The sequence below is a fragment of the Flectobacillus sp. BAB-3569 genome, assembly GCF_002270355.1.
In the GTDB taxonomy this organism is placed as follows: Bacteria; Bacteroidota; Bacteroidia; order Cytophagales; family Spirosomataceae; genus Flectobacillus; species Flectobacillus roseus.
The window spans coordinates 66,439-80,440 of the sequence record NZ_NJFZ01000033.1 but is presented as its reverse complement, the minus strand read 5'-3'; the positions used below and the strand labels follow the sequence as shown (position 1 = coordinate 80,440).

General features: G+C 37.9%; 13 protein-coding genes. 10 read left to right on the top strand and 3 right to left on the bottom strand.

Annotation, left to right across the window (positions count from 1 at the left end; all coding sequences use genetic code 11):
• Nucleotides 1–134 precede the first annotated feature (134 nt).
• Nucleotides 135–794 carry a gluconate 2-dehydrogenase subunit 3 family protein gene (locus BWI92_RS23520; RefSeq protein ID WP_095167448.1) on the top strand — a complete coding sequence of 220 codons (660 nt, stop codon included), beginning with the start codon at nucleotides 135–137 and terminating at the stop codon, nucleotides 792–794.
• 385 nt (nucleotides 795–1,179) lie between these two features.
• Nucleotides 1,180–2,412, top strand: coding sequence for a serine hydrolase (locus BWI92_RS23515; RefSeq protein ID WP_166579524.1), 1,233 nt, complete (start codon nucleotides 1,180–1,182; stop codon nucleotides 2,410–2,412).
• A gap of 142 nt (nucleotides 2,413–2,554) precedes the next feature.
• On the opposite strand, the gene BWI92_RS23510 is transcribed toward BWI92_RS23515, so the two are convergent.
• On the bottom strand, nucleotides 2,555–4,234 hold the full coding sequence (locus tag BWI92_RS23510; protein ID WP_095167444.1) for a hypothetical protein: 1,680 nt from the start codon (nucleotides 4,232–4,234) through the stop codon (nucleotides 2,555–2,557).
• 268 nt (nucleotides 4,235–4,502) lie between these two features.
• Between BWI92_RS23510 and BWI92_RS23505 the strand changes: the two genes are divergently transcribed.
• Both BWI92_RS23505 and BWI92_RS23500 read left to right on the top strand, forming a co-directional pair.
• Nucleotides 4,503–5,051: a nuclear transport factor 2 family protein gene (locus tag BWI92_RS23505; RefSeq protein WP_095167442.1), complete on the top strand. Its 549-nt coding sequence runs from the start codon at nucleotides 4,503–4,505 to the stop codon at nucleotides 5,049–5,051.
• A 382-nt stretch (nucleotides 5,052–5,433) separates the two neighbouring features.
• Nucleotides 5,434–6,156: a YebC/PmpR family DNA-binding transcriptional regulator gene (locus BWI92_RS23500; protein WP_095167440.1), complete on the top strand. Its 723-nt coding sequence runs from the start codon at nucleotides 5,434–5,436 to the stop codon at nucleotides 6,154–6,156.
• Between the two features lie 104 nt (nucleotides 6,157–6,260).
• Here BWI92_RS23500 and BWI92_RS23495 read toward each other — a convergent pair whose 3' ends face one another.
• Nucleotides 6,261–6,449, bottom strand: coding sequence for a hypothetical protein (locus BWI92_RS23495; protein WP_095167438.1), 189 nt, complete (start codon nucleotides 6,447–6,449; stop codon nucleotides 6,261–6,263).
• 370 nt (nucleotides 6,450–6,819) lie between these two features.
• On the opposite strand from BWI92_RS23495, the gene BWI92_RS23490 reads away from it, so the two are divergent.
• Both BWI92_RS23490 and BWI92_RS23485 read left to right on the top strand, forming a co-directional pair.
• The gene (locus BWI92_RS23490; RefSeq protein WP_141234899.1) at nucleotides 6,820–7,323 is read left to right on the top strand and encodes a hypothetical protein; all 504 of its coding nucleotides are present in this window, start codon (nucleotides 6,820–6,822) and stop codon (nucleotides 7,321–7,323) included.
• Nucleotides 7,284–7,892: a hypothetical protein gene (locus BWI92_RS23485; RefSeq protein WP_141234898.1), complete on the top strand. Its 609-nt coding sequence runs from the start codon at nucleotides 7,284–7,286 to the stop codon at nucleotides 7,890–7,892. The genes BWI92_RS23490 and BWI92_RS23485 overlap by 40 nt, the downstream gene beginning before the upstream one ends.
• A gap of 253 nt (nucleotides 7,893–8,145) precedes the next feature.
• Here the strand turns inward: BWI92_RS23485 and BWI92_RS23480 are convergent, their stop codons facing one another.
• Nucleotides 8,146–8,601, bottom strand: coding sequence for a heme-binding domain-containing protein (locus tag BWI92_RS23480; protein WP_095167432.1), 456 nt, complete (start codon nucleotides 8,599–8,601; stop codon nucleotides 8,146–8,148).
• Nucleotides 8,602–9,112: 511 nt separating this feature from the next.
• Here BWI92_RS23480 and fdhD point away from each other — a divergent pair.
• The 4 genes from fdhD to BWI92_RS23465 all read left to right on the top strand — a co-directional run bounded on the left by fdhD (nucleotide 9,113) and on the right by BWI92_RS23465 (nucleotide 13,932).
• Nucleotides 9,113–9,955 (top strand): formate dehydrogenase accessory sulfurtransferase FdhD, encoded by an 843-nt coding sequence (gene fdhD, locus BWI92_RS23475; RefSeq protein WP_095167430.1) that lies wholly within the window; start codon nucleotides 9,113–9,115, stop codon nucleotides 9,953–9,955.
• A 268-nt stretch (nucleotides 9,956–10,223) separates the two neighbouring features.
• Nucleotides 10,224–11,543 carry a molybdopterin-dependent oxidoreductase gene (locus BWI92_RS28780; RefSeq protein ID WP_310588953.1) on the top strand — a complete coding sequence of 440 codons (1,320 nt, stop codon included), beginning with the start codon at nucleotides 10,224–10,226 and terminating at the stop codon, nucleotides 11,541–11,543.
• Between the two features lie 65 nt (nucleotides 11,544–11,608).
• A complete protein-coding gene (locus BWI92_RS28775; RefSeq protein WP_310588952.1) occupies nucleotides 11,609–12,523 on the top strand; it encodes a molybdopterin dinucleotide binding domain-containing protein in 915 nt (304 codons plus the stop codon).
• Between the two features lie 218 nt (nucleotides 12,524–12,741).
• Nucleotides 12,742–13,932 carry a C1 family peptidase gene (locus BWI92_RS23465; protein WP_095167428.1) on the top strand — a complete coding sequence of 397 codons (1,191 nt, stop codon included), beginning with the start codon at nucleotides 12,742–12,744 and terminating at the stop codon, nucleotides 13,930–13,932.
• Nucleotides 13,933–14,002 lie beyond the last annotated feature (70 nt).

Below are 14,002 nucleotides of genomic sequence, written 5' to 3'. Positions count from 1 at the left end.
TATGAGTTGTGAATTGTGAGTGTAAATTTTATTTATCAGCATTTCATCTCACCAATCAATCAAAATCAATACAAACAATTGATTTACAACAAATTAAACCAACTGTTATTTACTTATTCAAACCTTTTATTCAGATGAAAAGAAGAGATTATCTTAAAAATATTGGTTTTACTTCGTTGGGAATGGCAGTGCTTAGTCCAGAAGTAAAAGCCGCTGAGTTGCTCGAACAACAAAAGCCCATTAAAAAAGGCGCAAAAGCAGCATCTGCCAAATCGGACGACATCAAAATCCCGGGCGGTCGTACCAAAGACGAGGCCATCCGTGATGCCAAATTGATGGCTGAGAAGTTCTTCAATGAGCATGAAATGAAAACTATCACCATTTTGGTAGATATTATCATTCCAGCCGATGACAAATCAGGAAGTGCTTCTCAAGCAGGTGTACCAGCTTTTATCGAATTTATTGCTAAAGATAGACCCAATGAATTCAAGACGCCTTTGAGAGGTGGCTTACGTTGGTTAGACTCGCAATCACTCAAGCGTTTCAGTAAAGATTTTGTGAGCATTACGCCACAACAACGTATTGCAATAGTGGATGACATTGCCTATCCTGAAAAGTCTAAACCTGAGTTTTCTCAAGGTGTTTCGTTTTTTTCTTTAATGAGAAACTTAACAGCAACGGGCTTTTTCTCAAGCGAAATGGGTATTAAAGACATTGGCTACGAAGGTAACCGCCCTAACCAATGGGATGGCGTTCCAGATGAAGTCTTGAAGCAATATGGATTGAGCTATTAATAAATAGTAATTTTGAAAAGGGTTTTAACAGGTGTTGTTAAAACCTTTTTTTCTTTAGCTTACGGCTTTCAGTTATGGGCATTCGGTAAAATATATCTATCGTTACTAAAAAACAATTCAATACTCTTTGCCTTGTACCTAAACACATAACTTGAATCTTATTTTGCACGATTACTTTATAACTTTTTTTAACTTAGTTTTTTCTGAAGAAATATTGAAAAACATTCCTTAGTAATGTAAATTGCAGTAGAGTTTTGGGTAAAACTTTTAAAAAATGCTCTTAGAAGTTTTAAAAATGAGATTGAACCGCCAAAAAATCGCATTTTTCAAGAAATCTCTTCCCCACTAAACAACATTATATAAGACATCCTTAATTTTCAGAGTTGTGACGCAGATTACGAAGCAGTTTTTTTATTTTACCTTATTAATCATTTTGGGCCTAGTTGCCTGTTCACATCAACCCAACCAATGGGGAGATACAACCACCAATAGTACCTCATCACGAAACGACAGTATCGCCAAACTTTTTGATGCGACTGTTGCTTCTCGAAAAGCAGCCAAGCTAGATACATTTTTCAGAAACCTCCAAAAGAAAGCCAAATTCAATGGTGTTGTTTTAGTATCTCAATACGGAAAAATTATCTACAAAGGAGCTTTTGGCTACAAAAACTTCTCTACGAAAGATACAAACACCACCGAGACGCTATTTCAATTAGCTTCGGTATCTAAGCAGTTTACGTCGGTTGCTATCATGCAACTGCACGAAAAAGGTTTGATCAATTATAACGACCCAGTTTACAAATATATCCCAAGTTTTCCCTACGACCCTAGCATTACGATACGCAGTTTACTGACGCATTGTTCTGGTATTCCTAATTATGCCTACGCCCTCGACAAAGTGGTGAATAAAAAAGAACCTATGTCGAACGAGCAAATTGTAAACCTATTTGCCAAGTACAAACCTGGCATCAACTATTTACCCAATGCTCGATTCAACTACAATAACTCTAATTATGTTTTGCTAGCTTATATTGTTGAAAAGCTTTCAAAAATGTCATTCAGAGAATATGCACAAAAGTATCTTTTTGCGCCTGCGGGAATGTCCAAAACCTTTATTTATGATCCTACCAAAACAGCATTAGTGGCCAACGCAGCGCTAGGACATACCCCAAGAAGAGGTGGTTACTGGCAAATTCCGTTCGACCACCTAGACGGTGCTGTAGGTGACAAAGGAATCTACTCAACGGTCGACGATATGTTTAAATGGGATATGGCCTTGAATAGTGAAAAGCTCGTAAAACAAAGTACTTTGCAGGAAGCATTTGCGCCAGCGCATCATTTCAAAAACTTGATTAATAAAAACTATGGCTATGGCTGGCGTTTGCAATTGATGGACGATGGTTCGTGGCTAACTTTTCATACAGGTTGGTGGCATGGTTTCAAAAATTACTACCTCCACAACCCAAAAGATAATTCTTCCATTATAATTCTTCAAAACGTAGCCAATCATGCTTTGGCGCGTGTGAAGGTTGCTCAGTCTATTCTATATCCCGATAAAGCTTGGTATTTCATGAAAGGAGAATCCATACAAGAAGAAGTCGAAGGCGGACATGAGTAGTTTTGAGTGATGAATTTAATCATCTCGGATATCGGATTTGGGATTTCGGAAGTAAAATTTAATTTTTAACACTTCCGAAATCAGAAATCCCAAATCTGCAATAGTTATAAATCCTACTTGCAGTCCTAAATCCCCACATTACTCATTTCTTTTTCACAAACTCGTATGCCTCAAAACTTCCTTTTCTTGGCTGAAAAGTAATGGTATATTTTTTCCCTTTTCTCAAAACAGGAATCGAAAGCGTATTTGAATAGCTTGTATAAGTTTTGTTGATATTGATAGAAGTCAATATTTCGTCTCCTTCTTGCAAACCAGCTTTGGCAGCTGCAGAATTGGGATCTAGTCCTTTAACAAATTCTCCTTTTTGCACTTTCATAGGTTTGGCAAAGCCCAAATCAAATACCCCAGTTGTGATTTTTTTTACAGTATATCCTTCATAAATATCAGGTTCTGGGACAATTAACTTTCCACTAAGCATAGCCTTCCAATCCTCTACTGCCCACTGTCCAACTGAGGTGGCTAAGAGCTTTTCCCATGTATGCTTTGTAACATATTCACCCGCCTGAGCTTGTTGGGTTATTTGATTGATTAAAGCCACAACTGTCACCTGACTATGTATACGCTTTAATTTGGCTTCGAGGTTAGCAAAATACATCGCCCCTCTCGAATACCCAATCGACCACGCATTTCGCCCCGACCACTTTACACTAGGAATATCCTTTTCTGAAACCTCACGAATCGCATTGGTGTAGTAAAGCGCTGCCTCTTCATTGATAAGTTTACCAAATTCTGCTGGTGTGTATAAGCCTGCTTCCAGTGGTAATACCATACATAAATAATCTGCAATACCCTCGCTATACCAATCATCTTCACCTTCTTGAGCATGAAGACTTCCAACAAAAGCGTGTACCGTTTCATGAGCAATCAAGGAGTGTATATCGGCGGAGGTGGCATCTTCGGAGGGAGGTAAATACAAGGTGTATCCCCCCATTACAGCGACACCACTGGCGAGAGGTCCACCTTCGTAAGAGCGGATGAAAATTCGAAAAGGGTTTTCAGCCTTTCCATTTAGTCGGTTACGCAAATGAGCATATACTTTTTCGACCCAAACAGCAGCTTGATTCATTTCATCTGATTTTCTACCCAAAGCATACAAACTAAATCCTTTGCCTCGGCGTCCTTCTGGATAGGCAAACATTTTTCCAACAATAAACTGACAAAACATCAATTCACTTAAATCAGCTTTGATTTGACAATCATTTTCACCTTTTGAAGTAACCGCCATAAAGCCTTTGGGCAAATACCATTTTAAGGATAAGTCAACGGAGTTAAGCATTTCGGGATATAATAAAAAGCTCGTAAAATCCCCCGCTAATCCCCCTCCTGTGGCTTGTAAATCAATATGTGGTCCTCGGCGTTTGGGAATAGATACGGCTACTGGTATATGGTAATCAATCTTGATATTTTTTCCCTTTACTGGTCGATTTCCTTTCCAAACTTGCAGACTTAAATCATTGATATTGGTGTCGGGATAGGCTCGATAACTTACAGCTCCTTGGGTATCTATGACGGAAAGTCGAGTTACGACATCGGTTGATCTATCCAAATAAGGTTGTAGCGAATTGAATAGTAACTTTAAATCGTGACTCTTATCGATATTATATTGCACCGAATAATTTACATGTAAACCTACGGCTTTACCCGACCTATCGAGGTCAGGACTTAAGTGTATTTCTTTGATAATAGGTAGGTCTTGCGCTTTTACTGCTGAGGTAATTACGAGCAATAAAAGTAAGAAAGAAATGCTTTTACGAAGTATCATAAATAGAGGATTAAGACAGGACTATCAGTAATTTAGCAGAAAACCGACAAAGAGACAAAGACTCCCAGCATTTTGTTGGTCTATAAATCCAGAAAGCTTATTCTCTCCTTGTACACTATTTGGATTAACTATACGTTTATAGTAAAGTTTAATCGCATAAAGTGTACAAAACTTTAAAAATTACATATCTTTACAGCCCTAGGCATTCGTGGCATTCTTTTCGCTACTGATTTCCCAAAAGCTTCAATAATCAAATTTTTCCAACATCATGAAGATTAAATCATTACTTCTCGGCTTATTAATGCTGGTAGGATTTCAAATCAAAGTGCAAGCGCAATCGGAAGATGAAGGCATTAAAGCCTGTGTCAACAATTACCTTGATGGAGTGATGCAAGGTGATACCGCTCGACTTAACCGTGCGTTCCACCCTACAGCGATGCTTCGTAGCATCAACACCAATACAGGAGCATTACAAGATCTTTCGGTACGCAAATTTGTTGCTACAACTCCTGCTGGTGGTATTCAAGGTAGAGGAGGCTCTACCAAATTGATTTCTTACTCATATATTGGCGTATCAGCGGTAGCCACAGTAGAATTGCGCTTTGGTGACTTCAAATATGTAGATTTATTGAGTATGTTGAAGTTTGGTGACAATTGGAAAATTGTAAGCCGTGTATTTAGCCGTACCGATTTGGACGCTACCGTAAGAGGTACAGCTGCTGCACCAAGTGCTGGTGGTGCTCCTGCTGCGCCAAAACCTCCAGTAGTGAAAAAATCAAGTGCAAATGTAAAACCAAAAGCTGATGATGGTTGGTAGTATTGGGGCTTAGGGCTATAGGCTTTGAGCTGACAGCTTTTAGTTTTCCAACACCTACTTGATCTTCAAGCGCTGAAATAGATAGTAAGGTAACTAGGCATAGCTTAGTTACCTTTTTTATTTTTTGACAATTTAAAATTGTTCAAAAAATGACTCCAAGCATAGAACAGATGAACTAGATTACTAAAATCATTTTATTCCATTCTGAAATTCCCAACTACTTTTGTACCTTTGCATTCGCAAAAAATCACCCTTTAGGTCTGCTTTATTTTTGGGAATAAAACCATGACCTAATTTCTTGATACATAAATTACTGAACATACGAAAAAGTCTGAAAATTGTATTTTTCTAGACCCACATCAATTTCAAATGACCAAATAAAATGGGAAGAGCCTTTGAATTCCGTAAAGCCAGAAAGTTTAAAAGATGGGGCCAAATGGCCAAAACTTTTACCAAAATCGGTAAAGATATTACAATCGCTGTAAAATCAGGCGGTCCTGACCCTACCTCTAACTCTCGTTTGCGTGCTATCATGCAAAATGCTAGAGCGGTAAACATGCCAAAAGTCAATATCGAAAACGCAATCAAACGTGCCACTTCGAAAGACCAAGAGGATTACAAAGAGATTGTATATGAAGGATACGGACTACACGGTGTAGCAGTCTTAGTAGAATGTACTACCGATAACACTAACCGTAGTATTGCCAACGTTCGTAGTTACTTTACCAAATGCGGTGGTAGCGTAGGTACATCGGGCATGCTTGACTTTATTTTTGACCGTAAGTGTATTTTCAAAATTGCTAATAATGGCACTACCGACATCGAAGAACTAGAGTTAGAACTTATTGACTTTGGTGCAGAGGAGCTTTTCTTAGATACAGAAGCTAACCAAATCAATATTTATGGTGGCTTTACTGCTTTTGGTGCTATTCAAAAATACTTAGAAGAGCAAGGTTACGAAATCCAAGGTGCAGACTTTGAACGTATTCCTACTGATTTCAAAAAGCTCACAGAAGAACAAGCTGCTGATATTGAAAAGCTTATCGATAAATTAGAAGAAGATGATGATGTTCAAAACGTGTATCACAATATGCTTGTAGAGTAATATCAGCAAAGGTTTTCAAAATAAAAAGGGAATAAAGCAATGCTTTATTCCCTTTTTATTTTGGTTAAATAATCGTGTATTCCTCTTTAAATTTATCACATCTGTCAATCAATCTGATTATTCTTCGAATTATAAGCAACAGCAAATACAAGTCCTTCCAATATAATTCCAACTGTAGCGGTGAAGGTATCACCTAACCAAATTAAAATTACGCAAAAAACAACGAACAACGCAATGAGTTCGAATGTTGACAAATCGTTTTCTACTTCTTGTGAATGATGTGAATTTCCCATAGTCTTAGTCAATAGTTTATATTTTTTATTGAATATAACCAATTTGAATTATTCCTCCTAATTTTTATTTATCTTAATGTAAGTATAAGTTAGTGGGCAAAAAAAATTAATCTTTTAGCTTTCAGGTGACGGCTTTCGGCGGTGAGATTTGGGAAAAAGCATGACTGTGATTATTAAAAAAACAGGTTAAAGCTCTTTGCTTAGTGCCTAAACACATAACTCAAATCCTATTCTCCACGATTACTTAAGAAAGTTATTAGTTAACCTTAAATCTGTTACTAGAATGAACTTGTAATCAAAAGGATATATTCAATATTCACCGTTGTAATAGTATTCGTTTACGCTTTCTTGTTACTTAAAAAAAATTACGATGAAACATCTCTTCTTTTTTATGATGTGTTTTGTGTCGCCATTTTGTCATTTGGGACAAAATCTCGTAAAATTTGTTCACTTACAAACAAGCGAACCTCCTCTTACGCCTACGTACTTCTATATCGAAAAAGTATCAGATATTCGAAACAACGCTTCTCGAATTGGTCATGCCTTCGGGGCTGATAATACGTTATTACAGCTCAAGCCAAGTATTTCGTTAAGCAAGTACGGTCGTAGTTTTTTCCATAATCCTGTACGTCGAGACACGCTTGACTATGCCATTACGATTCATATCAAAAATCTGGATATACAGGAGAAAATTAAGGATAATATGATTCATGGCGAATGTAGTATCGAGCTGGCTTTTTCTTTTACTAGAGCAGGAACGGATGTTGTATTTACTAGCTTCAAAAGTAAAACGCTTTTCAAACGCTCATTTGGCGAGTATGATAATTATCAAAAATGCTTGAGAGATTATTCAGAAGAGGTGCCGAGCATCTGAATCAATGGATGTCTGTAAACTATGACAAAAATCCAATCCTTGCAAGGTCTCTTGTAATAAATATTCTCCCTGATTATCGCATCGATAACCCCGACAAAGGCGATACCCTATTTTGGAGTCCTTCAAGACCACTACGATGGAGTGATTTTCATGGAAAACCTCCCGTTTTTACGTCGTATTCGGCTCAGGTTTTTTCAAACTTTGAATATATTGGCGATGTAAAATTTAGTAAAGGAGTCCTTACTGCCAATTTACAATTTAAGGCCTATGTCCTCAAATCCTCTTCTTGGAATGCCCATGCTGGTAATAGCGAATCAGCATTAGACCATGAGCAGTTGCATTTTGATATTACGAAAACCATCATTGAGAAATTTAAAGAAAAGGCACGACAAATTACTTCGGTGGAAGATTATGACAGCGAAATTCAACTACTCTTTATTGATATGTATCGACTCATGAATAAACTTCAGAAAAAATATGATGCCGAAACCAATCACTCCATCAACATGATTGACCAAGAACGCTGGCGAATGGAAGTGAGAAATGAGTTGAGGGGATATGGGATATAATTTGAGTTATTTGTTAATTGTGTATCAGTTATTCGTTAATAGTATATCAGCTTTTAGATTGTAGTCAGAATTAAACACATACAATCAAATCGCACAAAGGATTATTAACTTAATCTTTTATGTTACTTATCTCGAACAAGGACATGACGTTCCAGCAAAAATCTGTTTTACTGATGGTAAAATTTATCTATTAATAGAAAAGTCATTATTCAAAACAAGTTCTAATAACTGATACACATATAACAAGTAACTTTTATTTGGCTAAACTATCCTGTAAGGCTTTTGCCCAAGTAGCGATGGCTTTGGAGTCTTGATCTGACAAAATTGCATCTTTATGAATCCAAGTATATGAGTCGAGGGGCATCCAGTGGTCGGTTACGGCTTCGGCTACCTCTTCTAATTTATGTGCAGCCTTTTTCTTTGGATAGCTCGCAAACTCTGAGAAGTTCAATTCATCTTTTCCTTCCTCTACATGATGATTAAGCCACCAACCTACTGGTTGAATATTGCTATACCAAGGATAGGTGGTATTGTTGGAATGACAATCATAACACGATACTTTTAAGGCTTTTTGTACGTCTGCGGGTACATCGTAATGCTTCGTAATATCATTGGCACTTACGCCTTCAGACTGATTTTTGGTAGGACGAATAAATTGAATAGCTACTGCCAATACAGCAATACCCATAAGAATACGTTGTTTGTTCATAATCTGAAGAGTTTTGTTAAATAATGGTTTGATGTCAAAGACACAAAATTGCGATGAATACTTTATTTGTAAAGTCTTTATAGCTAACACATTTGCTACTTTGTACCTGTTTACTAACTTTTTAAGTTAGTGGGCAAAATAAAATTTAAGATTGTGCTTAGGCTTTCAGATAACGGGTTTCGGCGGTGGGCTTTGTAAAAAGAGCATGACTGTGGTTATTAAAAAGTATTTTAACACTATGTGCCTTGTGCCTGTTGCCTGTTCCCTAAAACACATAAATTAAATCTTATTCTGCATGATTACTTAAGTAAAAGGAGAGATTTAATTAATAGTATATCTCAGACAAAATTCGACTATAACCTTTTGATTATGAATATCTTCAAATAACCACTATACTGTTAACTAATAACGTTTTCCTACTTAATTGTATCAATTTAAGAATATTATTCAAAATGGGAAAACACTTTGTATTTCTTTATTTTTAAGCGTCGATTTATCAACCAACTAAAGTATGCAGCCAAGAGTAAAGCCTGTTCAGGTGATAAAATATAGTAGTCAAACTCCCGAAAAAGAGATGGATGATTTAGTAATCATTGAAGAACCATTAGCCATTAGAATTGGGTATGGAGCTATTCATCAACGATTACAGAAAAACCTCAGTGTTACGATGCGAACCCCAGGGCATGACTTTGAACTAACGTTAGGATTTCTGTATTCAGAAGGGATTATTCAACATCTTTCGCAAGTCCAATCTATTCGTTACTGCACTGAATTACAACGACAAGAAGAACATGAAAATATTGTTAGAGTAGAATTAAGCCCTGATTTAGATTTGAGTCAAACCCTATATGAGCGTAATTTTATGGCATCTTCGAGCTGTGGGATTTGTGGGAAAGCACAAATTGAATCGCTCGAACAACAACAGTGTCTTACTCTCAACAATTGGGAATATCATATTTCTCCCACATTTTTATGGGAAATAGAGGCAAAACTCACCCAAAATCAAACACTTTTTTCTTACACAGGAGGCGCCCATGCGGTAGCTATTTATGAAAATACTGGCGAATTGGTTTTACTCCGTGAAGATATAGGTCGACACAATGCTTTAGATAAGGTAATCGGTGCTAAATTAGGATTAGAAAAACAAGCTATTGCCCCAATCCTTGTGCTTAGCAGTCGGGTCAGCTATGAGATGATTCAAAAAAGTATTATGGCACAATTTCCTATTATAGTTGCAGTAGGCGCGCCATCAAGTTTAGCGGTAGAGTTGGCACAACAATTTGGCATTACTTTGATTGCATTTTTACGAAAAGGAAAGTTTAATGTTTATTCGCATGAATATAGAGTACAATAGCAGTGGGCAGTGGGCAGTGGGCAGTGGGCAAAAGTATTACATTTCTACTGTTTGTCCATATTGTTTCTGTACAAAATACTTATCCTATAGTAATCTAAAAATGTAGTATTAGAAATACATATACCACGAATATCCAAGTACGACTTTATTTGAAAGTATTATTCTAATTACGAGCATTTTCAAATAACTACTAACAGATACACTGATAACCAATATACTGATAACGTCATCTTAGATATTCCAAAATCCTTAACAATTTGCCATTACTATGAATACAATAGATCAACAACCTTCTGCACAACCTCCACAGGATTTGACAGGATTACAGCAAACTGAACCTGCTCATGTGGCGGCTGGTTTTAAGGCGGTAAGTAATGCAATCAAACATGTTTTTGGTGCAATGAACGTAGCTAGAGGCACGAAGATATTATTGACACTCAATCAAAAGGGTGGCGTAGATTGTCCTTCTTGTGCTTGGCCTGACCCCGACGGCGAGCGTTCATCTGTTGCAGAATATTGTGAAAATGGCGCCAAAGCCATAGCCGAAGAGGCAACGACACTAAAGACTGGCCCCGTATTTTTTCAAAGATATAGCATTCAAGAACTTTCCGAAAAATCTGATTATTGGCTCGGGCAACAAGGACGTTTGACGCATCCTATGATTGTTCGAGAAGGAGAAACTCATTACCATAAAATCGAATGGGATGAGGCGCTCGACCTAATTGCTGAACATCTCAACGCATTACCTACACCCGACGATGCCATCTTTTATACTTCTGGCAGAACCTCCAACGAGGCGGCGTTTTTGTATCAGTTATTTGCTCGACAGTTAGGCACTAACAACCTTCCCGATTGTTCCAATATGTGCCACGAATCGAGTGGTTCGGCATTAGGTGAGCAGTTAGGTTTGGGTAAAGGCTCGGTAACCCTCGAAGATTTTAATCATGCTCAAGTGATTATGATTTTGGGGCAAAACCCTGGCACAAATCATCCTCGAATGCTCACAGCATTGGAAGAAGCCAAGAAAAATGGTGCTAAAATCGTATCTGTCAATCCTTTGATTGAGGCTGGTTTACTGGCTTTCAAGCACCCTCAGCATTTGAGCGATATGCTTGGTAGTGGCACCAAATTGAGCGACCACTATTTACAGATAAAAATCAATTCGGATATTGCGCTCATCAAAGCTTTATTGTTGTTATTGGTCAAAAAAGAAGCTACCATCGGTAATGTATTTGACCATGATTTTATTAAAAACAATACCCTTGGATTCGAAGAATTCTTGGCAGATTTGAGTCAATACAAACTCGAAGATTTAGTCAAAGAATGTGGCATAAGTCTTGAACAAATAGAAGAAGTAGCAGATTTATTAGCAAATTCTCAACGTATTATTGCCTGCTGGGCAATGGGACTAACCCAACACAAAAACTCAGTAGTAACCATTCAGGAGTTAGTCAATTTGTTGTTACTCAAAGGCAGTATCGGCAAGCAAGGCGCTGGCACTTGTCCTGTACGAGGGCATTCCAACGTACAAGGCGATCGCACGATGGGGATTTTTGAAAGACCATCAAAAGCTTTTTTACAAAAATAGAAGAAAATTTTGGCTTTACGCCGCCTCAAAAACATGGTCACGATGTAGTAGCAGCCATAAAAGCCATGCAAGCATCCAGTGGCAAGGTATTTATAGGCATGGGAGGTAATTTCCTTTCTGCTACACCTGATACTGAGTTTACGGCACAGGCCTTACGTAACTGCACCCTTACTGTACAGGTTTCGACCAAACTCAATCGTAGTCATTTAATTCATGGTAAAACCGCTATTATCTTGCCTGCCTTGGGACGTACTGACGAAGACCGTCAGGCTGGTGGAGCCCAGTTTGTAACTACCGAAAACTCGATGGGGGTAGTTCAAATGTCGAAAGGAAATCTTACCCCTCCTGCCTCAACGGTTTGGAGTGAACCCAAAATTATCGCCGAAATAGCACAACGTACCCTTGGAAAGCGTACTCAATTAGACTGGCTTTCGTTGACACATCACTATGATTCTATCAGGAATTTAATCGAAAAAACGATTGCAGGTTTTGAAGATTATAATGAAAGAGTTCGCCAAGATGGAGGGTTTTATTTACCCAATGGACCACGAAAAGGCATTTTTACGAATACCGAACAAAAAGCCTTATTCAAAATTTGTCCTCTCGAAACAATCCAGTTAGCAACTGATGAATACCTGATGATGACGATTCGTACTCACGACCAGTTCAATACGACCGTTTATGGCTTGGACGACCGTTACAGAGGTATTTTTAACGAAAGACGGGTGATATTGATGAATCAAGAAGATATTGCTTCGGCTGGTTTACAACAATATGACTTAGTAGATTTACACAACTATCATGGAGGCGTGCATCGTCTGGCAGAAAAATTCATTGTGGTTACTTACAATATTCCACGCCAAAATGTTGCAACTTATTTTCCTGAAGCCAATGTACTCGTGCCTATCGACAGTGTTGCCGATGTGAGTAATACCCCAACTTCAAAATCAGTCATAATTAAGTTGACAAAAATAATTTAGGAGCAATATACAACAAGTGGCGTACTGAATTTCTTGTTACTGGACAAAACGAGTAAGAGACATTCAGGTGTTTAGACTTCTTCACTAAACTTTAATAATACAGTTTTAAACTGGTTAAAAAGTAAGTCCAAGACTAAGTCTTGAACTAGGAACTTGCCCATTGCCGAAAACCGATTGCTCAAAGCCAATTACCAAAAGCCCAAAGCCCAAACTAACATATGTCTAAAAGAACTGGTGGTTATTTGGCAGGAAGAGTCCCTGCCGATGCCAAAAGAAGAATTGCTAAAAGTCAAAAAGCCTTACCACAAAAGGTAGATTTACGCCCCTATTTAACCTCAATTGAGGAACAAGTCGGCAACAGTTGCGTAGCCAATGCATTGGCGGGTGCGTATGAATATCTTGCCAAAAGAGAATTAGGTGACTCTGAGGACGTTAGTCGTTTATTTATCTATTTCAATGCTCGATATATTGGTGATAATCACGATAAAGATGAAGGTTCGTACATGGAATATGCTATTCAAGGTTTGAAAGAATATGGCGCTTGTGCCGAAAACCTTTGGCCAAACGAGTATGACTACGTCAACGATGAACCAAGTTCTGAGGCTTATGACCAAGGCGGTAATTTCAAAATTGTGGATGCAGAATTTATCGAAACTGATCTCAATCTTTGGCGTGAAACTTTGGCTGATGGTTATCCTATAGCTTTTGCACTCAATACTTTTAACTCTTTTGATGAGGCTTCCAAAAATAAAGGACGCGTTCCTATGCCTCGCAAATCCGATAATGTTCGAGAAGAACATGGTTGGCATGCCATGCTCTGCGTAGGATATTCGGATATTGATAAAGTGTTTATTGTTCGAAACTCGTGGGGCCTTGAATGGGGCGACAAAGGCTATTGCTATATTCCTTACGACTATGTAATGAACGAAGAGTTCAATGGTCAAGATAGCTGGATTATTAAGTCTGTAGAAAACCTTGATTATAGCGAAGGCGTAGAAGTAGAAGACGACTCTTCTTATTTCTATGATGAAGATTATCTGGTCATCAATGACTTTTATGTATATACCGAAGATACAGATGCTTTTCTTGAAGATTTGGAAAGTCTATTAGATGAATATGTCGAGGAAGAAGAAAACTATTACTTCGAATATGAAATTGATGAGGATGACAATGGCACTTATGTACAATTAACCGAATTTTATCTTTATACCGAAAATGAAGAGGATTTCCTGTCTGATTTGGAAGATTTAGCCATCGAATATGGTGACGAAGACGGTTATGACTACAGTATAGAAGGTGATGAAGAGGAGGACGATGAAGAAGATGAGGACGAAGAAGAGGACGAGGAAGAAGATGAGGACGAAGAAGAGGACGAAGAGGATACCAGTAATAAGAGAAAACGTAAGTAATTCATGGCGAGTGTCTCACTAACCAAAAGTGTAGCACATCCTAATAACGAATACACAAATAACTTATACT